The sequence below is a fragment of the Dermacoccus sp. PE3 genome (assembly GCF_001021715.1).
In the GTDB taxonomy this organism is placed as follows: domain Bacteria; phylum Actinomycetota; class Actinomycetes; order Actinomycetales; family Dermatophilaceae; genus Dermacoccus; species Dermacoccus abyssi.
In genome coordinates this window covers 260030-279142 of sequence record NZ_LDCM01000002.1, presented here as the reverse complement: position 1 = coordinate 279142, position 19113 = coordinate 260030, and the positions used below count along the sequence as shown (strand labels likewise).

The window sequence follows — 19113 nt, the reverse complement described above, 5'->3', positions numbered from 1 at the left end:
GGTTCTCGCGGCCGTTCGCCCATGCGATCGGCTTGTGACGACGACGGTAGGTGCGGGTACCGACAACCCCGCCATTCAGCGGAATTCGCCCGTTGGCCGGCGCCATTGAGCCTCGAGGAGCAAGGGGTTGTCGGTGCCGGCATCTACCGTGCGGAGCATGGAGATCTCGACAGCGCAGACGGGCGTGCAGACGTCGCTCAGTGACCTCGGCACGCCCCTCGTCGACGTGACGTTCGTCGTGGTCGATCTCGAGACGACGGGCGGGCGCCCCGAAGCCGAGGGCATCACCGAGATCGGCGCCGTGAAGGTGCGCGGCGGCGAGATCCTGGGAGAGTTCGCCACGCTGGTCGACCCCGGCCATGAGATCCCCGTCCAGATCCAGCGACTCACCGGCATCACGACGAGTATGGTGTACGACGCCCCACGCATCGCGGGGGTTCTGCCGGCCTTCCTCGAGTTCCTCGGACATGACAGCGTTCTCGTGGCCCACAACGCCGGATTCGATGTCGGTTTCCTCAAGGCGGCGTGCGCCGGCCACGCCATCGACTGGCCGGCCCCCGACGTCGTCGACACGGTGAAGCTCGCTCGCGCCCTCGTCCCACGCGAGGAGGTGCGCAACCATCGCCTCGGAACCCTGGCCGCACACTTCGGTGCTCACACGACGCCCAATCACCGCGCTCTCGCCGACGCGCGAGCCACGGTCGACGTGCTGCACGCTCTCCTCGCCCGCGCTGGCTCACTCGGTGTGACGTCCCGTGAGGATCTCATCGTCTTCGGCGCCAAGGTGCCCGCTGCGCGTCGCCGTCGCGCGACGATGGCCGACGGCCTACCCGAGGCGCCGGGCGTCTATGTCTTCAAGGACGAGCAGGGCGTTCCGCTCTACGTCGGCACGTCGGGAAACATTAAACGTCGAGTCAAGAGTTACTTCACGGCGTCCGAGAAGCGGCGCGGAATGGGCCTCATGGTCGACCTCGCGCACACCGTCACGCCGATCCCCTGCGCCACCGCGCTCGAAGCTCATGTGCGCGAGATCCGATTGATCGCAGAGTTCCGCCCTCGCTTCAATCGGCGCTCCGCCCGGCCCGAGAAGGCCGCATGGCTCAAGGTCACCGACGAGCGCTTCCCCCGCTTGTCCGTCGTCCGTTCCCGACGCGACGACGAGGCCCTCTACGTGGGCCCGTTCCGATCGAAGACCGCGGCCGGCGCCGCGCGTGACGCCATCCACGACGTGCGCCGGATCCGCCAGTGCACTCAACCGATTTCGAGCAAGGGCGCGCCCCCGTGCGTTCTCGCCGAGATCGACCGATGCGATGCCCCCTGCCTCGGCGAACTCACACCGGAGGCCTACGCGCCGATCGTGACGGCGCTGCGCCAGGAGCTCGAGTCCGGCACCTCGACGCTCGTCTCCGATCTCGAACGACGTCTCGCTCGCCTGGCCACGGACGAACGCTTCGAAGAGGCCCGCGCCACGCGCGACGCCCTCGTGGAGATGCTGCGCGGCACCGATCGTCACCAGCGGCGCGCCCCGCTCGTCGAGAACCCCCACTTCGTCGCTGCGCGGCCACGCGCCGCCGGAGGCTGGGAGTTCGCCGTCGTCCGATACGGGCGACTAGCCGGGTCGGCACACGCGAATCGCGGCGAAGATCCGCGCCCGGTCATCGAGTCACTCGCCCTCTTCGCCGAAGCGGTGTCGCCCACCGACGAGACACTCCCAGAGGAGACCGACGTCGTGCTGCGCTGGCTCGAGCGCCCCGGAACCCGCGTGGTCGACTCGAATCTCCCGTGGGTCAGCCCCGTGGGCGGTGCCGGCGGCGCCTTGTCACGGCTCGATCCCCTCGTCGAGCGCGCTCGCGAACTCGCGTGGGAGGACGAGCGCGCTTCGTGACGGGTTCTCAGCCGTCGAGGCCGAGATCGAAACCGGCCTCGAGGTCGTGCTTGGAGTAGGTGCGGAACGCGAGGTGCGTGTCCGTGCCCGTCACGCCGGTGACCTTGTTGATGCGATCGGAGATGACGGGCGCGAGGTCCTCGTAGGAGGGAACGCGCACCATGGCGATGAGGTCGACGCCGCCTGTCACGGAGTACACCTCGTCGACGCCGTCGAGATCGGCCAGCTCCGCGGCCACCTCGGGGATGCGGGAGACCTCGGCTTCGATGAGAACAATTGCGGTGATCACGGGTACACCGTAGCCATCGTCAGCGCGACGCCGAGCGGGAACGTTCGACCCAACCGTCGAGAACTCGGGCAGCAGCACCGGAGTCGATGGCCTCTGCGCCCCGGGCGACGCCGGCTCGCACCGCCTCGGCAAGATCGCCACGTCCACCGAAGCGCTCACCGCTCGCCTGCTGCTCCGTCAGGGCCAACGCGAGCCCCGCGTTGAACAGGACGGCGTCACGCACCGGACCGTGATCGCCGGCCAGCAGACGGCGCACGACCTCGGCGTTCTCGTCCGCCTGGCCTCCTCGCAAGGCTTCCAGCGGTGCCGTTTCGAGCCCGACGTCCTGCGGTCCGAGCACGTGCTCCTCCACCGCGCCGTCGAACACCCACCACACCGTCGAGGTCGTGGCCAAGGTGAGCTCGTCGAGTCCGTCGTCACCGCGGAACACGGCCGCATCCGTGCCTCGCTCGGCAAACACGCCCGCCATGACCGGGGCCATCGCCTTGTTCGCGCACCCGACCGCGGCCACGGCAGGGCGCGCAGGGTTGGTCAGCGGACCGAGGAAGTTGAAGGCCGTCGGAACGGCGAGTTCACGGCGTGTCGTCGCCGCGTGACGCATGGCGGGGTGGAAAAGCTGCGCAAAGAGGAAGGTCATGGGGGCCTCGAGCGCTTCGGCCTGCAGACGCTCGGGCTCCGTCGTGAGATCGACGCCGAGAGCCTCCAGGACGTCCGCGGTGCCCGTCGAACTGGAACTGGCCCGGTTGCCGTGCTTGGCCACTCGCACCCCGGCGCCGGCACAGACGAGGGACGCCATCGTCGAGATGTTCACCGTGTGTGCCATGTCGCCACCGGTGCCGACGATGTCGAGCGTCGGGCCCGGCACCTCGAGAGCGCGCGCGTGTTCGACCATGACGTCCGCGAGGCCCTGAAGCTCCTGCACGGTCTCGCCCTTGGAGTGAAGAGCCACGAGGAAGGCAGCCATCCGGACGGGCGAGACCTCCCCGGACATGATCGCGCCCATGGCCCCGCGAGCCTGCTCATAGCTGAGGTCCTCACCTCGCACGAGATGTGAGACGAGTTGCGGCCACTGCATTGCGATACCTCGCTGGTGTCGGACGACGGGTTCTCCCCAACTCTAGGCCCGCCGCCGACTCACCCTGTGCCGCCTCCCGATGCGCGGAACGACGCGCATCACACCCACAGCTCGAACCCGTGCGAAACCCAGTGCTCTCACAGCGGAAGTAACAAAAGTGTGTCTCTTCGGGGGGCCGCGTGCGCGATCGGGGAATGGGCAGGACATAATGTCCGGGTGGCGACCGCAACTACAGCTCAGACGAGCGAACACGGCATCCCCGCCGGGCACGGACCGGCGACCCGACCCAACCTGACTGCCGTTGGCACGATGGTGTGGCTCGGAAGCGAACTCATGTTCTTTGCCGGCTTGTTCGCGATGTACTTCACGATCCGCTCCGTGGCAGGTGACCTGTGGCATGACCGCACGCATCACCTCAATGTCACGTTCGCGGCCATCAACACGACGGTCCTCGTGATCTCGTCCGTGTGGTGTCAGCTCGGCGTGTTCAAGGCCGAGCACGGCATCCCGCACCGCACGGGCAAGCTTCTCGAGGTCGGCAAGTGGGGCATGCGCGAGTGGTACTCCCTCACCTACCTGTTCGGCGCGATCTTCGTGTCCGGCCAGGTGCTGGAGTACTCCGAGCTCCACGAGGCGGGCATCTCGCTCGACAGTGACGCCTACGGTTCGATGTTCTACATCACCACCGGCTTCCACGGCATCCACGTGACCCTGGGTCTCCTGGCCTTCCTGCTGATCATCGGCCGTACCTTCACGTCGAAGAACTACAGCCACCACCAGGCCACCGGCGCCATCGTCACGTCCTACTACTGGCACTTCGTCGATGTCGTCTGGATCGCACTGTTCGCCACCATCTACCTCCTGAAGTAATGCGCCACGAACCGCGCCGCATCATTTTCCCGACCGCCGACAGGATGTTCTCGTGAGCACTCTCGCCGCCCGCCGCCGACACCCGGCTGCCCTGTTCGTCGTGCTGCTTCTCGCCCTCGTGGTGACCGGTGGCCTCTACGCCGCGTTCGCGCCCAAGACCGCCAAGGCTGCCGGCGCCAGCGCCGAGGACGTCAAGGCCGGTAAGCAGCTGTTCCTCTCGAACTGCTCCACCTGCCACGGCACCAACGCCACCGGCACCACCTCCGGCCCGTCGCTCGTCGGCGTCGGCGCTGCGTCGGTCGACTTTCAGGTCGGCACCGGCCGCATGCCGCTCGCGGCTCCGAACACGCAGGCCCAGCGCAACAACGTCCAGTTCTCGGACGAGCAGATCGCGCAGATGGCTGCCTACGTCCAGAGCCTGGGCCCCGGCCCGAGCGTTCCGGAGAAGGAGTACACGACCCCGGGCGGCAACGCTGCCAAGGGTGGCGAGCTCTTCCGCGTCAACTGCGCCATGTGCCACAACGCCTCCGGCCAGGGCGGCGCCCTGACGCGAGGCAAGTACGCCCCGACCCTGATGTCGGTCAGCGGCAAGCACATCTACGAGGCCATGGTCACGGGCCCGCAGTCGATGCCGGTGTTCAACGACACCAACCTCTCGCCGCAGGACAAGAAGGACATCATCACCTACCTCAAGCACGTCGAGAACGACCCTGCTGAGGGCGGTCACAACCTCGGTGCTCTCGGCCCGGTGACGGAGGGCATGTTCGCCTGGACGTTCGGTATCGGCCTGTGCATCGGTGTGGCCGTGTGGCTCGGACGTAAGGCGGCCTGATGAAGTTTCCCCGTTTCGGATCTGACTCGTCAGACAGGAATCGCAAGAACATGAATGAATCCGGCGCTTCGGCGCACCCGGGTGAGGGCTCGTCGGACTACGCTCCGGTCAGCCTGAACGACGGGCACATCGAGGGCACGGGCGCACTTCCCGACCGCTTCGAGAACCCCGGCCTCCCGGCGCACGTCCACCGTCTCGGTGACGAGGACCCGGCTGCTGCCAAGCGGTCCGAGCGTCAGGTCGCAACCCTGTTCATCATGTCGATGCTCGCCACGGTGCTGTTCGTCGTGGCCTACTTCGCGATCGACAAGAACTCGGTCATGACGATCCCGTTCGTCGGCCCGACCAAGGCGCTTCACTTCGTTCTCGGCTTCACGCTGGCGCTGTCGCTGCTCGGTATCGGCCTCGGTGCCGTCCACTGGGCGAAGACGATCATGCCGGACGAAGAGGTCATCGAAGAGCGTCACGAGCTGAAGTCGGACGACGAGGCCTGGGAAGCCGCCGCCAACATCATGACCGGTGGCGCCGAGGCTGCTCAGCTCAAGCGTCGCCCGCTCCTGAAGTGGACGCTCGGTGGCGCGCTCGGCCTGTTCGCCGTGCCGGTCGCCCTCCCCCTCCTCGGTGGCCTGGGCCCGATGCCGAAGCTCGACCTTGTCAAGACGATGTGGGACACGAAGATCAACGGGCGCGGCCGTCGTCTCATGCGTGACCCGGAAGGCACCGCCATCCGCGCGTCCGACGTGACGCTGGGCTCGGTCTTCCACGTCCTGCCCGAGGGTGTCAACGACACCGAGCACCCTCTCAACGAGAAGACGAAGGCCTCCGTGATCCTCGTCCGTCTCGACGAGGCCAAGATCAAGTCGGAGCGTCAGCGTCAGTGGGGTGTCGACGGCATCGTCGCCTACTCCAAGATCTGCACGCACGTGGGTTGCCCGGTGGGCCTCTACGAGCAGCAGACGCACCACCTGCTCTGCCCCTGCCACCAGTCCACGTTCGACATGACGGACGACTGCAAGGTCATCTTCGGCCCGGCCAAGCGCCCGCTGCCGCAGCTGAAGATCTCTGTCGACGACGAGGGCTACCTCGTGGCTGACCAGGGCTTCAAGCGCCCGGTCGGACCGAGCTTCTGGGAAGACAACGGGAAGGAACTCAAGTCGTGAGCACCGCTGCTTCCGCGCGCGACTCGCACGCTCCGACGACGCAGCGTCAGGACCCCAAGGGCGGCCTGGCGGGTGTGTCGAACTGGATCGACGAGCGCAGCGGCGCCGCCAAGGGCGTGCGCTTCCTCATGAAGAAGGTCTTCCCGGATCACTGGAGCTTCATGCTCGGTGAGGTCGCGCTGTACTCCTTCATCATCCTGCTCATCACCGGTACGTTCCTCACGTTCTGGTTCGTGCCGTCGATGGGCCACACCACCTACAACGGCTCGTACGTGCCGCTGCAGGGCATCCAGATGTCCGAGGCGTTCGCCTCGACCCTCGACATCTCGTTCGACATCCGCGGTGGTCTGCTGATCCGTCAGCTCCACCACTGGGCGGCTCTGCTGTTCGTCGTGTCGATCATGATGCACATGTTCCGCGTGTTCTTCACGGGTGCTTTCCGCAAGCCGCGTGAGATCAACTGGGTCATCGGAACCCTGCTGTTCATGCTGGCCATCATCGAGGGCTTCATGGGCTACTCCCTCCCGGACGACCTCCTGTCCGGTACGGGTATCCGAGCGATGCAGGGCTTCATCCTCTCCACGCCGATCGTCGGTACGTACATCTCGTACGGTCTGTTCGGCGGCGGTTTCCCCGGCGAGATGATCATCCCCCGCTTCTACTCGCTGCACATCCTGCTCATCCCGGCCATCATGGTGGCGCTGCTCGCGGCTCACCTCATCCTGCTCGTCGTGCACAAGCACACGCAGTACCCCGGCCCGGGTCGCACGGACAAGAACGTCGTGGGTTTCCCGCTCATGCCGGTGTACATGGCCAAGGCCGGCGGTTTCTTCTTCATCGTCTTCGGCATCACGGCTCTCATCTCGAGCCTCGTCGGCATCAACGCCATCTGGGCGTACGGTCCGTACGAGCCGACGCAGGTGACCGCCGGTTCGCAGCCTGACTGGTACATGGGCTTCGCCGACGGTGCGCTGCGACTGCTTCCCGGCTTCCTCGAGTTCGTCGCTCTCGGCCACACCTGGAGCATGAACATCTTCCCGGGCTCGATCGCCCTGCTGCCGATCTTCTTCGGCATGATCGCGATCTACCCGTGGATCGAGAACTGGGTCACCGGCGACAAGCGCGAGCACCACGTGCTCGACCGTCCGCGCAACGCTCCGACGCGCACCGCCATCGGTATGGGCTTCGCGGTGTTCTACGCGGTGCTCATGTTCGCGGCCGGTAACGACATCATGGCGATCAAGCTGCACATGTCGATCAACGACATCACGTACTTGTTCCGCTTCCTCGTGATCTTCGGCCCGATCATCGCCTTCTGGGTGACGAAGCGCATCTGCCTCAGCCTGCAGCGTCACGACCGTGACCTCGTGCTGCACGGCCGTGAGTCGGGTCGCATCGTCCGCACCCCCGAGGGCCGCTTCTTCGAGGCGCACGAGGAGGTCGACGAGTTCACCCGCTGGCGTCTGGTCGGCTACGAGGCTCAGGCCCCGAGCAACATCGACACCTCCGGCCTTGAGGGCAAGGAGCTGAAGAAGGCGAAGCGTCGCAACCGCTGGACCAACTTCTACTTCCGTGACCGCATCGCCCCCGTCACGCCTGCGGAGCTCGAAGCGGCTCACCACCACGGTGACCACGACGAGCTTGAGGCTGCGGTCCTCGAGGACGCGAAGTCCGATGAGTTCGTCGGTGAACTTCACGGTGGCTCCGAGGAGACGGGTCAGCGCTGAGTCAGTTCGCTGCACCACACGAAGGAGGGCCCGATCGGCAACAGCCGATCGGGCCCTCCTTCGTCTGCGATAAGTCTCAGTGATGCAGACGGGACTGAAGAACGGCGACGGTGAGTTGTTCTGGGGTTCCCGCCACCGTCGTCGAACCAGGAATGGGTTGCCACGCTCCCCCGCCAATCCTGAACTCCCCGGTCAGCGTCACATCGATGCGAGTGTTGACGACGCCCTTGCGAGCGTAGGTGTGCGTCACCGCACCTGAGGGGTAGACGCCGCCGGCATCGGGGGTGGGTCCGTGACTCGTTCCGTCGCCGTAGTGGTAGGTGTAGAGAGCGCTGGCAGGACGGATGGTCACCGTGTGACCGAGGACCGTCGTCGTGACGCTCTCCCCCGGTGCGAGCCCCTCGGCTCCGAAGGCGGCACGGAAGTAGGTCGGCAGACCAGTCAGAGTCGTGTTGCCGACGGGCTGGATGTCCACGCCCGGCTTCGTGAAGATCTGCGTGGTCCAGGCTTGAGCAGCAGCCTCTTCCGGCGTGTAGGTCGGAACAGCCACCTGGGTGACTGTCTCGCCCTGAGGTGCGGCAGCGGGCACCGCAGGCGCAGCGAAGTCAACGCCCGCCTCAACGCCGCTCATCCTCGTACGGACGCATGAATACTTCGCCACGCCATCAGCTACAGCGCACGGGTCCTGAGCGATCATGGGGAGGCCGTCGGTTGTGCCCTCACCAAGCGGCGCATCTAAGGCGCGCCACATAGGTCCTCCTCTTGGCAGGTTAGACGCAGCCCGAACGATAGGCGTGGCCTTTCCCGGTCGACGAGCAACCGCCACCCGGGAGGCAGATTTTCGGGGTGCGAGAGCTCCGGAGCGAGTGGAACCGGGCACCTTCACAACCACGGTGACCCCACCGCGCCCCGTACAGGCGACCTGTGCCCGTTGGCACCCCTCAGCGGCTTCGGAGTTAGCCGCACCGGCTGAAAGGGTCAGGCTCCCGCCCATAACCCCCAGTATGAGAACACGACTAGTCCGCGACAACTCCCTGCTCACCCACCTTCCAGGACCTGCCGTCCCAGTCCGTTCGTACCTCGATATGGCTATTCGTCGGCGGGAAGTTAGCAGTCTTCTTGCCTCGAGTGAACTCGGTAGCGCCCCCATCAGAGTGTCGGACCTGGATGACTACGGAATCCTCCGTCGAGTCCGGGCGGACCGTGGTCGAACCAATCTTGAAGTCTTTGGTTTCTACCCGCTTATTGGTCTTGACGAAGGAGGCGATGGTCTCCTCTTGTTTAGCGCAGGATGTACACGCGGAAGTCGACAACTTTGGTATCACCCCAGTCCTCGGCGTCCGGTCCAAGGACCCAAGCGTCTCCAAGTAGAAGCGTGCATAAGCCTTGGCACCTTCGTGGGTGTGGGCCTTGGCTGCGTCCGGGACGACGAACTCACGGCTCTGGCCATTCGTGTTCGATGACGTACTCGATGGTGCGCTGGTCGTCTTGGAGGACGATGCGTTTCCGGAGGCGATTCGAGACATGTCGGACGGTGCCACGTCCCCGCTTGACGCGGTCGGCGCCGATTCCCCACTGCACCCGGCGAGCACCACCGCAGCGCAGCACGCCGTCGCCCATCGGCCCAAAGCGCGTCCGCGCGCGGCAGAGGCCCACAGCGCTACCGGCGCGGGCTGCCCTCGCCGCTTCCCCTTCGGAGTGCCGCCGTTGAGCGGCGCAGCATCTCCTCCGACTTCACGGTGCGTGAACCGCTCGGACATGACAACCTCCACGAGTTGATGGGACTCGTCGAGTCTCACCCGGCATCGTCACGAGGTGGCCGAAACGAACGGTAAGTTTTTGGTCAGATTTCGCAGGCCACCCTTCAGCGCGCTTCTGACCTCAAACCCACAGCTCGTACGAGGCCGACGCCGCTTCACACTTGCTCGCGCGACCAGGCATGCCGAAGGGCCGCACAGTTAAGAACTGTACGGCCCTTCGTTTGCGAGGAAGCGATCAGATCGCGTGCTCTCCGCTGAAGTACTCGAACACCCAACCGACGACGGCCAGGGCGACCAGCGGAGCGGCGACGAAGACGATCCACCAACCGACGGCCAGGCCGAGGGCGAGGAGTGAAATCGACGCGGCCAGCCACAGCGGCCACCACGAGTACGGCGAGAAGAAGCCGACCTCACCGGAGACCTCGTTGATCTCGCCCTCGGGCTTGTCGCTCGGGTCGAGGTCCATCTTGCGGTCGGTCATCGCGAAGTAACCCGCGATCATGAGGCCGAACCCGGCGCTGAGGGCCAGACCCACGGCGCCGACCGGCTCGGACCACTCCGTGAAGTGACCGTAGATGAAGATCAGCGGAACGTAGAAGATTCCGAGGTAGAGGAAGAGCTTGGCCGAAGTCTTCATGCGTTGGTGCCCTTTCGGTCGAGCTGGTTGACCGTCTCAGGCGAAGGCAGCACCGAGAAGACACCGACCTCGGGGTGGTGCAGGTCGAACGCCGGACGCTCGGAACGGATACGCGGGATGCTGTTGAAGTTGTGACGCGGCGGCGGGCACGAGGTGGCCCACTCGAGCGACGCGCCGAAGCCCCACGGGTCGTCCTCGCTGACGATCGGCGCCTTCTTCCACGTGATGTACACGTTGTAGAGGAAGGGGATCATCGACGCGCCGAGCAGGAACGAACCGACGGTCGAGACCTGGTTCATGAACTGGAAGCCGTCTTCCGGCAGGTAGTCCGCGTAACGACGCGGCATGCCCTCGACACCCAGGACGTGCTGGATGAGGAACGTCATGTGGAAGCCGACGAAGAGCATCCAGAACTGGATCTTGCCGAGGGTCTCGTTGAGCATGCGACCCGTGAACTTCGGCCACCAGAAGAAGTAGCCGGCGAACATCGCGAACACCACGGTGCCGAAGATGACGTAGTGGAAGTGCGCGACCACGAAGTAGGAGTCGGACAGGTGGAAGTCCAGCGCCGGGCTGGCGAGGATGACACCCGTGAGACCACCGAAGAGGAAGGTCACGAGGAAACCGAGGGCCCACAGCATCGGGTTTTCGAAGGTGAGCGAACCGCCCCACATCGTGCCGATCCAGTTGAAGAACTTCACGCCGGTCGGAACGGCGATGAGCATCGTCATGACCGCGAAGAACGGCAGGAGCACCTGGCCGGTGGCGTACATGTGGTGAGCCCACACCGAGACCGAGAGCGCCGCGATGGCGATCGTCGCGAAGACGAGCGTCTTGTAACCGAAGATCGGCTTGCGCGAGAAGACCGGCAGGATCTCCGAGATGATGCCGAAGAACGGCAGCGCGATGATGTAGACCTCGGGGTGACCGAAGAACCAGAACATGTGCTGCCACAGCATGGCACCGGCGGTCTCCGAGTCGAAGACGTGCGCACCCATCGTGCGGTCGAGGCCGAGGCCGAACAGAGCGGCGGCGAGAACCGGGAAGACGAGGAGCACGAGGATCGAGGTGATGAGCACCGTCCACGTGAAGATCGACATGCGGAACATCGTCATACCCGGCGCACGCATGCACACGATGGTGGTGACGAAGTTGACCGCACCCATGATCGAGGCGAAACCGGTCAGCGCGAGGCCGTAAACCCAGAGGTTTCCACCGAGGCCGGGGCTGAACGTCGAGTTCGACAGCGGCGCATAGGCGAACCAACCGAACGAGGCCGCACCCTGCGGCGTCAGGAAGCCGCCGACTGCGATGAGGCTGCCGAAGAGGTACAGCCAGTACGCGAACATGTTGAGTCGCGGGAAGGCGACGTCGGGAGCACCGATCTGCAGCGGCATGAGCGCGTTGGCGAAGCCGGAGAACAACGGCGTCGCGAACATGAGCAGCATGATCGTGCCGTGCATGGTGAACATCTGGTTGAACTGCTCGGGGTTGTCCACGACCTGGAGGCCGGGCTCCCACAGCTCAGCGCGGATGACCAGCGCCATGGCGCCGCCCATGAGGAAGAAGATGAACGAGGTGATGAAGTAGAGGTTGCCGATGACCTTGTGGTCGGTCGTCGTGATCCACTTCACAACCGTGCGGCCTGCGTGGAAGTCCTCAGGGCGCCGACCATCGGGGCGCTCCGCGGTTCCAGCCGCTGGGGTAGCGACGGATGCCATTACTTGCCCTCCTTGACGATGTCGGACGAGTCCAGGCCGTCCGGCAGGAACTGCTGGTCCTTCGGGTTGACGCTGGCGCGGTTGAGCGAGTTGGACAGGAAGCCCGTCTTGCCCTGCTTGCGCAGATCGTCCATGTGCTTGTCGTACTCCTCCTGGGAGACGACCTTGACGTTGAAGAGCATCTGCGAGTGGTACGCACCGCAGAGCTCGGCACACTTGCCCTTGAAGGTGCCCTCCTCCGTCGTGTCGACGGCGAAGCGGTTCACGCGGCTCGGGATCATGTCGAGCTTCTGCATGAACTGCGGCACCCAGAACGTGTGGATGACGTCACGCGTGGTGAGCACGAACTCGACGCGCTTGTTCACGGGCAGGTACAGCGTGGGCAGACCCTTCTCGGCGCCCGGCTTGCCGGCCTTCATGTCCGCCATGACGCCGGTCTCGTAGACCTTCTCGTCGGCGTAGTTGAAGTCCCAGCTCCACTGCTTGCCGACGACGTTGATCGTGACGTCAGGCTTCTGCGACGTGTCGAGGAGCTTGTTCTCCAGGCCCACGGTCTTGCCGAAGAGCACGGCGACCATGACGATCGGCACGACCGTGTAGAGAATCTCCAGCGGCACGTTGTACTGCATCTGCGCCGGGAAACCGGTGTCGCTCTTGCGACGGCGGTAGCGCACGATGCACCAGAAGATCAGGCCCCAGACGAGGACACCGACAGCCAAGGTCCAGTACCAAGTACCGAGCCAGAAGTCGATGACCTCGTTGGCGTTCTTCGTGACGCCGTGCGGCAGGTAACCGCGCTCAACGCGCGGCGAACACGCCGACAGGAGCAGCGCAGCTCCACCGAGACCGACAGCAGCAATCCGACGACGCCGCGCTGGGCTCGTCTTTTCAAGGGGCCGACGCACAGCGTCCACCTTCCGCAGATCCAAACCAGGCACGGTAAAACCTTATCCCAGGCACAGGTGGCGCTGAGGGTGGGGGTCGATACCTGGCGTTAACGATTGACTAACGGCCGCGACCCGAGCCGCCGAACGCCGCGATCGGCGGGGCGTGGACGAGCTGGGGCAGCCGAGCACGGTACGCGTCACGTGCGATTTCCGTGACCCCGAGACTGCCGAGGTGCGGCGTGCGCCACTGGACGTCGATGAGCCTCGGCACGTCGTCACGCTCGTAGACGGCGTGCGCGAGCGCGCCGAGAGCGACCTTCGAGGCGTCGGTCGCGCGGTGGAACATCGACTCCCCCGCGAACAGCCCTCCGATGGCCAGACCGTAGAGGCCCCCGACGAGGCAACCGTCGTCCCAGACCTCGACGGAGTGCGCGACCCCGAGTTCGTGCAGGCGTGTGTACGCGGCCGCGATCTCGGACGTGATCCAAGCGCCGTCGCGGGAAGGATCGGCGCACCCTGCGATGACGCCCGCGAAGTTGCGGTCGAAGCTCACCTCGAAGGCGCGTGCCGAACGACGCAGTGACCGGGAGGCGTGAAAGGCGTCGCGTTCCAGGACGCCCCGCTCCTGCGGGGACCACCACCCCATCGGTGGGGCACCGCCCTCCCCCAGCCCCATGGGAAAGACACCGTGCGCGTAGGCCACAACGATCGTGCCCGGGGCGAGGTCGGCGCCCAGCGCGACGAGGTCGTCGTCGAGGTCGAAACGGGCGAGCGAGAAATCCCACTCGCTCGTGAAGTCGAGTGGGTTCAAGGACGACGGCAGCTCAGGTGCGCCTGGACGTCGGCCACGGCATCGTCGCCGTACGCCGCGCGCAGACGCTCAAGGAAGGTCTCGGTGCGCAGGACGTACTCCTGGGTGCCGACGGTCTCGATGACGTGCGCGGCCAGGACCGAGCCGACCTGCGCGCATCGGGCGAGGTCGAGCTCCCACGACAGCCCGGCAAGGAATCCGGCGCGGAAGGCGTCGCCGACGCCCGTCGGGTCGACGGCCCCCGAGATGGCGGCGACGTCGACGTGAATCGGCTCCTCTCCCTTGCGCAGGATGGTGGCGCCGTCCTTGCCCTTCGTCACGACGCGCACACCGACGCGCTCAAGGATCTCCTCGCCGCTCCAACCGGTCTTCTGCTCGGTCAGGTGCGACTCGTACTCGTTGGTGAACAGGTAGTCGGCACCGTCGATGATCTCGCGGATGAAGGGGCCATCGGCGAAGGCGAGCTGCTGCGAGGGATCGGCGACGAACGGGAGGCCGCGACGTCGGCATTCCTCGGTGTTGCGGCGCATGCCTTCGGGGTCGTGGGCGCCGATGAGAACGAGGTCAAAGCCGTCGTGGCGTTCGGAGATGGGGCCGATCTCGACTTCGCGCCCTTCGGACATCGCACCGGGGTAGAACGAGGCCATCTGGGCCATGTCGCGATCGGTCGTGCACACGAAACGTGCGGTGTGGTGCGTCTCCGACGTGCGCACCTCGGAAATGTCGACGCCGTGGCGCTCGAGCCAGGAGCCGTAATCAGCGAAGTCAGCGCCGACGCAGCCGATGAGGACGGGGCGGAGGCCCAGGTTGCCCAGGCCGAAGGCGATGTTGCCGGCCACTCCCCCGCGCCGGATCTGCAGGTCGTTCACAAGGAACGACACCGAGATCTTGTCGAGTTGCTCGACGACGAGCGAGTCGGCGAAGCGCCCGTCGAACGTCATGAGGTGGTCGGTTGCGATGGAACCCGTCACTGCGATCTTCACGTGGGCCAACCTATCGCGGGTGTGCGGACGGGCGCCCACGTCGTCGAAACTCGCCGACACTGACGCGCACTGAGACGCCCCCGGGCCGACCGAACGCGCGTTTGCCGCACGAGCGACCGCCCTCGGACGAATCCGGTCCGGCCCTCGTCACGAACAGGACCACGCTGGAAGCGGACGCCACGACGCGCGAAAAGCCCACCCCGGTGGGAGTGAGCTTGCGAACTCACAAGGGGTGGGCTTTTCGCGCGTCGTGCCCGAAGCTGTGTCGCACCGAGGCTGAACTTCGAGCTTGCGAGGGGTTCAGACCGGACAACGCAGCGAGGGAAGGATCAGCTGAAGCTGTCGCCGCAGGCGCAGGAGCTGCCGGCGTTGGGGTTGTCGATGGTGAAGCCCTGCTTCTCGATGGTGTCGGAGAAGTCGATGGAGGCGCCTTCGAGGTAGGGCGCGCTCATGCGGTCGACGACGACCTCGACACCGTCGAAGTCGCGCACGAGATCACCGTCGAGGGTGCGCTCGTCGAAGTAGAGCTGGTAGATCAGGCCGGAGCACCCGCCGGGCTGGACGCCGACGCGCAGACGCAGGTCGTCGCGTCCTTCCTGCTCGAGCAGGCTCTTCACCTTGGAGGCCGCGACGTCGCTCAGGTTGACGCCGTGCGTAGCGGTTTCGGTCTGGGTGTTCGTCTCCACAGTCATCGTGGATCGATCCTCTCTCACGTCCTCGGTCCTGGTGGTCTCCAGGCCGTGTGTAGGGCAACAGCGGCACGCGCGTGCCTGTTCCCGGTGTACCACTGTACGCCCGCCGGGGTGGTCATCCGGAAGCCGCGGGCCACTGGAGGCCGAGCGCCCAGGCGCCTGCGACTGCGGCAGCCAGGGCCACAGCGACGAAGGCCGTCTTCCACCAAGCTGCGGGCAGATGGGTGGCTCGGGCGAGCGCGGAGGCGTCGTTGGCTCCGACACGGGAGGCGAAAAGTTCGAGTGCCCCACGCAGACCGGCGGCGAGCAGAAAGGCGGACACGAGCGCGCACGCCGCGAGCGCCTGCTCGGGTTCGGCCCAGCGGCGCAGGGCGACGAGACCGGCCAGCACGGCGAGCATGACGACGACGCCGAAGACATTGCGCAGCAGGAACAGCGTCCCTCCGAGCACGACGAGGAGCACGAGCACCCAGGCCTCGACGTGGTCGTGTCGGGCGGCCCACACCCCGCTGAGCCCGACGAGGGAGGGCGCCGGGTAGCCCGCGAGGAGGGTGAGGACGACACCGGGGCCGCCGGAACGTCCGACACTCACCGTTTCTCCCGAGGAGTCACGGTTGAGTCGGATCGAACGAAGCCGTCGCCCGGCGAGCAGCGCGACAAGCGCGTGCCCCGCCTCGTGGACGGCTGTGACCCCATGGCGACCCCACCGATACGTCGACGGCACGAGCGCAAGGGCGACCCCGACGACGAGGGCCACCCACAGGAGAGCCTCACCCTCGTCCACCGCGGAGGGGGCGAGGGTGAGGCTCACGCTCGAGTGGAGGTTCACTCAGATCCGAGGCGTCGGGCGATCCGCTGCAGGAGCACGGTCTCGGCGAGGCAGACCTTCTCGAACTCGCCGAGGTGGAGCGACTCGTTGGCGCCGTGTGCGCGCGTGTCCGGGTCCTCCACGCCCGTGACGAGGAGTGCCGCGTCGGGCATCATCTCGGCGAAGAGGGACACGAAGGGAATGGAACCGCCGATGCCGACGTCCACTGGCTCGTTCTGCCAGGCGTCCGCGAAGGCGGCACGCGCCTCCTCGTAGACCGGTCCGTTCGCGTCGGCGGAGAAGCCCGCGCCCAACTCGTCGAGTTCGACGTTGACCTCGGCGCCCCACGGCGCCGCGTCTTCGAGGTGCTTCTCCAGCGCGTCGAAGGCCGCCTGCGGATCCTGGCTCGGCGCGACGCGCAGGGAGAGCTTGGCGCGCGCACTCGCGGTGAGGGTGTTGCTCGCGACGTCAACGCCCGGGGCGTCGATGCCGATGACCGTGATGCTCGGCTTGAGCCACAGGCGAGACGTGAGCGGACCCGAGCCGATGAGTTGCGTGCCGGGCAGCATGCCGGCGTCCGAGCGCAGCTGGTCGGCGTCGTACTCGATCTCGGTGTCCTCGGACGCATCGAGACCGGGTACCGCGACGTTGCCCTCTGCGTCATGCAACTCCGCCATGAGGCGGCACATCGTCGTGAGGGCGTCGGGCGCGGCTCCGCCGAACATCCCCGAGTGAACCGAGTGCTTCAACGTGCGGACGGTGACGACCGCGCGCACCGTGCCGCGCAGCGTTGTCGTGAGGGCAGGCGTGCCGACGGCCCAGTTCGCGGAGTCGGCGAGGACGAGCGCGTCGGAGCGCAACTCGTCGGCGTACTTCTCCAGCAGGGCGGGCAGAGAGTCGGAGGCGATCTCCTCCTCCCCCTCGATGAACAGGGTGACGTCGCAGGGAAGGTCGTCTCCCCACGCGCGCACTGCGGCCAGGTGCGCCATGACACCGGCCTTGTCGTCGGCCGCGCCGCGACCGTAGAGACGACCGGCGCGTTCGGTCGGCTCGAACGGCGGCGTGTCCCAATCGGCGTCCGCGCCCGGCGGCTGCACGTCGTGGTGGGCGTACATGAGAACCTTCGGGGCTCCGGCCGGGCCGCTCTTGTGGGCGATGACGGCGGGGCGTCCTCCCTCGGCCACCACCTTCACGTCCATGCCCTCCGCAGCGAGCAGCTCGGCGACGGCCTCGGCCGAACGAGCAACCTGCGTCTGGTCGAAGGAGCCGAGCGAAACACTCGGGATGCGGGTCAGATCCTTGAGGTCCTCGACGACCTTCGGCATGAGGGAACGGACGCGTTCGCGCAGCTGCTCGAGGTCGACGACGGTGTCATTCGTGTTCACACCGGCCACGGTATCGTCCGCGGCGAGCGAGTCGTCCGATCCCGCGCGCCGAGGGTGACCTACCATGATCGGGTGTTCGGACGAGACAAGACCACGACCCAGGGCGCTACACGCGTCGAAGCCTTCACCGGGGAAACCCCCGTTCCCCCGGTGAAGGAGCGTCCGGGCGCCAAGAACCGCCCGACGCCCAAGCGCAAGGATCAAGAGGCCGCGCGTCGCCGCCCCCTCGTGGAGACCGACCGCAAGGCCGCCAAAGCGGCGAACAAGCAGCGTGCCCGCGAGGCGCGCCTCGCCCAGCGCGCCGCAGCCGAGCGGGGCGACGACAGCGCCCTTCCCGCCCGCGACCGCGGCCCGGAGAAGCGCTACATCCGCGACCGTGTCGACTCACGCCTCAACATCGGTGAGATCGCCCTCCCGCTCATGCTCGTCGCGGTCATCGTCATGTTCGTGCCGAACCCGTCGATCCAGTCTCTCGGGCTCATCATCGTGTGGGCCGTGCTGCTCATCGCCCTCTTCGACGCGATCTTCATGTGGCGCAGCACGAAGAAGCGCCTCATCCAGAAGTTCGGTGCGGCACCGCGCGGCGGCGCCGGTTACGCCATCATGCGCGCCATGCAGATCCGCCGCGGCCGCTTCCCCCGGCCCGCCGTCAAGCGCGGCGAGAAGATCGACTGACACCTCAGGCGTTCAGCGGCATCGGCCCGTAGACGGCCTCCTCACCATTCATGAGCGAGACCTCCTCGACCCCCTCGTCGAGGAGGTCTCGCCATGCCTGCGACAGCCAGGCCTCGGCGTCCTCCTGGGAGGAGAAGGGGCCGCCGACACGGGCGGACGTCTCACTGGTCCAGTTCCACTCGTCCATGCCTGTGAGCCTACGAGCCGTGCCGCGTCGACGGCGGCACTAGGGTGACGGAGAAACCGATCTTCGAAGGAGACGCACATGTCCGCTACGTCCGAGATCCTGTCCGAGCTTCCGATCGACCAGCTCGCCGAGCAGGTGGGAGCGAGCCCTGAGGAAACCGAGGCCGCCGTGCGCAGCGTCGTGCCTGCCCTCCTCGGCGGTATGGAGGCCAACATTCAGCACCCCGGCGGGCAGAGTGCCCTGCTCGAGGCGCTCGGCGGCCACGTCGACTCCTCCCCCACGCTCGACGAGGTGAATACGGACGACGGCGCCAAGATCGCCCAGCACGTCTTCGGCGACCAGCAGGACGCCGTCGTCAACCAGCTCGGCGGTCTGCCGGGCACGAGCAACGACCTCGTGCGACGACTCATACCGATCATCGCGCCGATCGTCATCTCCTACCTTGCCAAGCGGGTTCTCGGTGGAGGCGCGGGCACCAACGCCTCGGCTGGCGCCGGTTCCAGCGCCGACATCCTGACGCAGATCCTCTCGGGCGTTCTCGGTGGCTCCGTGCCGGGTGCCCAGCCGACCGGTCAGGCGGGTCAGCAGGCTCAGCCCCAGCAGCCGGCGGGCCCGAACTGGGGCGACATCCTCGGCAACGTCCTCGGTGGCGGCACGCGTATCTGACGCCGGCGCCGATCACACCGAAGCGGCCGCTCCCCTGGCGAGGGGAGCGGCCGCTTCGTCGTG

The 19113-nt window shown here is 66.5% G+C and carries 20 protein-coding genes; 7 read left to right on the top strand and 13 right to left on the bottom strand.

Annotation, left to right across the window (positions count from 1 at the left end):
- Positions 1 to 157 precede the first annotated feature (157 nt).
- Positions 158 to 1885 (top strand): DEDD exonuclease domain-containing protein, encoded by a 1728-nt coding sequence (locus AA983_RS06730; RefSeq protein ID WP_052946987.1) that lies wholly within the window; start codon positions 158 to 160, stop codon positions 1883 to 1885.
- A 7-nt stretch (positions 1886 to 1892) separates the two neighbouring features.
- On the opposite strand, the gene AA983_RS06725 is transcribed toward AA983_RS06730, so the two are convergent.
- Entirely contained in the window at positions 1893 to 2174 is a 282-nt protein-coding gene (locus AA983_RS06725) for an Lrp/AsnC family transcriptional regulator (protein ID WP_047311477.1), read from the bottom strand.
- A 19-nt stretch (positions 2175 to 2193) separates the two neighbouring features.
- On the bottom strand, positions 2194 to 3249 hold the full coding sequence (trpD, locus tag AA983_RS06720) for an anthranilate phosphoribosyltransferase (RefSeq protein WP_047311476.1): 1056 nt from the start codon (positions 3247 to 3249) through the stop codon (positions 2194 to 2196).
- Positions 3250 to 3465: 216 nt separating this feature from the next.
- Between trpD and AA983_RS06715 the strand changes: the two genes are divergently transcribed.
- From AA983_RS06715 to AA983_RS06700, 4 genes are read left to right on the top strand one after another with little or no spacing between them, the layout of a single operon-like run.
- Positions 3466 to 4119, top strand: a complete 654-nt coding sequence (locus AA983_RS06715) for a heme-copper oxidase subunit III (protein WP_082128771.1) — start codon at positions 3466 to 3468, stop codon at positions 4117 to 4119.
- A gap of 52 nt (positions 4120 to 4171) precedes the next feature.
- On the top strand, positions 4172 to 4951 hold the full coding sequence (locus tag AA983_RS06710) for a c-type cytochrome (protein ID WP_047311474.1): 780 nt from the start codon (positions 4172 to 4174) through the stop codon (positions 4949 to 4951).
- 50 nt (positions 4952 to 5001) lie between these two features.
- Positions 5002 to 6111: a ubiquinol-cytochrome c reductase iron-sulfur subunit gene (locus tag AA983_RS06705; protein ID WP_047311473.1), complete on the top strand. Its 1110-nt coding sequence runs from the start codon at positions 5002 to 5004 to the stop codon at positions 6109 to 6111.
- Complete coding sequence (locus AA983_RS06700; protein WP_047311472.1) at positions 6108 to 7838, top strand: cytochrome bc complex cytochrome b subunit; 1731 nt, start codon at positions 6108 to 6110, stop codon at positions 7836 to 7838. The genes AA983_RS06705 and AA983_RS06700 overlap by 4 nt, the downstream gene beginning before the upstream one ends.
- A gap of 76 nt (positions 7839 to 7914) precedes the next feature.
- On the opposite strand, the gene AA983_RS06695 is transcribed toward AA983_RS06700, so the two are convergent.
- The 10 genes from AA983_RS06695 to AA983_RS06645 all read right to left on the bottom strand — a co-directional run bounded on the left by AA983_RS06695 (position 7915) and on the right by AA983_RS06645 (position 17522).
- A complete protein-coding gene (locus AA983_RS06695; RefSeq protein WP_047311471.1) occupies positions 7915 to 8469 on the bottom strand; it encodes a hypothetical protein in 555 nt (184 codons plus the stop codon).
- A gap of 385 nt (positions 8470 to 8854) precedes the next feature.
- A complete protein-coding gene (locus AA983_RS15990; RefSeq protein WP_369798766.1) occupies positions 8855 to 9364 on the bottom strand; it encodes a DUF6318 family protein in 510 nt (169 codons plus the stop codon).
- A gap of 469 nt (positions 9365 to 9833) precedes the next feature.
- Positions 9834 to 10235, bottom strand: a complete 402-nt coding sequence (locus tag AA983_RS06680) for a cytochrome c oxidase subunit 4 (protein ID WP_047311468.1) — start codon at positions 10233 to 10235, stop codon at positions 9834 to 9836.
- Positions 10232 to 11956 (bottom strand): cytochrome c oxidase subunit I, encoded by a 1725-nt coding sequence (gene ctaD, locus AA983_RS06675; protein WP_047311467.1) that lies wholly within the window; start codon positions 11954 to 11956, stop codon positions 10232 to 10234. The genes AA983_RS06680 and ctaD overlap by 4 nt, the downstream gene beginning before the upstream one ends.
- Positions 11956 to 12885, bottom strand: a complete 930-nt coding sequence (coxB, locus tag AA983_RS06670; RefSeq protein ID WP_082128770.1) for a cytochrome c oxidase subunit II — start codon at positions 12883 to 12885, stop codon at positions 11956 to 11958. The genes ctaD and coxB overlap by 1 nt, the downstream gene beginning before the upstream one ends.
- A 76-nt stretch (positions 12886 to 12961) precedes the next feature.
- Positions 12962 to 13654, bottom strand: a complete 693-nt coding sequence (gene aat, locus AA983_RS06665; RefSeq protein ID WP_047311466.1) for a leucyl/phenylalanyl-tRNA--protein transferase — start codon at positions 13652 to 13654, stop codon at positions 12962 to 12964.
- On the bottom strand, positions 13651 to 14637 hold the full coding sequence (locus AA983_RS06660) for a carbohydrate kinase family protein (protein WP_047311465.1): 987 nt from the start codon (positions 14635 to 14637) through the stop codon (positions 13651 to 13653). The genes aat and AA983_RS06660 overlap by 4 nt, the downstream gene beginning before the upstream one ends.
- A 329-nt stretch (positions 14638 to 14966) precedes the next feature.
- Positions 14967 to 15329 (bottom strand): iron-sulfur cluster insertion protein ErpA, encoded by a 363-nt coding sequence (gene erpA, locus AA983_RS06655; RefSeq protein ID WP_047311464.1) that lies wholly within the window; start codon positions 15327 to 15329, stop codon positions 14967 to 14969.
- Between the two features lie 115 nt (positions 15330 to 15444).
- Complete coding sequence (locus AA983_RS06650) at positions 15445 to 16140, bottom strand: M50 family metallopeptidase (RefSeq protein ID WP_047311693.1); 696 nt, start codon at positions 16138 to 16140, stop codon at positions 15445 to 15447.
- A 14-nt stretch (positions 16141 to 16154) separates the two neighbouring features.
- Entirely contained in the window at positions 16155 to 17522 is a 1368-nt protein-coding gene (locus AA983_RS06645; RefSeq protein WP_255352617.1) for a dipeptidase, read from the bottom strand.
- A gap of 72 nt (positions 17523 to 17594) precedes the next feature.
- Between AA983_RS06645 and AA983_RS06640 the strand changes: the two genes are divergently transcribed.
- On the top strand, positions 17595 to 18197 hold the full coding sequence (locus AA983_RS06640) for a DUF3043 domain-containing protein (protein ID WP_082128768.1): 603 nt from the start codon (positions 17595 to 17597) through the stop codon (positions 18195 to 18197).
- 4 nt (positions 18198 to 18201) lie between these two features.
- On the opposite strand, the gene AA983_RS06635 is transcribed toward AA983_RS06640, so the two are convergent.
- Entirely contained in the window at positions 18202 to 18384 is a 183-nt protein-coding gene (locus AA983_RS06635) for a hypothetical protein (RefSeq protein WP_047311462.1), read from the bottom strand.
- Between the two features lie 78 nt (positions 18385 to 18462).
- On the opposite strand from AA983_RS06635, the gene AA983_RS06630 reads away from it, so the two are divergent.
- Positions 18463 to 19050 carry a DUF937 domain-containing protein gene (locus tag AA983_RS06630; protein ID WP_047311461.1) on the top strand — a complete coding sequence of 196 codons (588 nt, stop codon included), beginning with the start codon at positions 18463 to 18465 and terminating at the stop codon, positions 19048 to 19050.
- Positions 19051 to 19113: the final 63 nt, after the last annotated feature.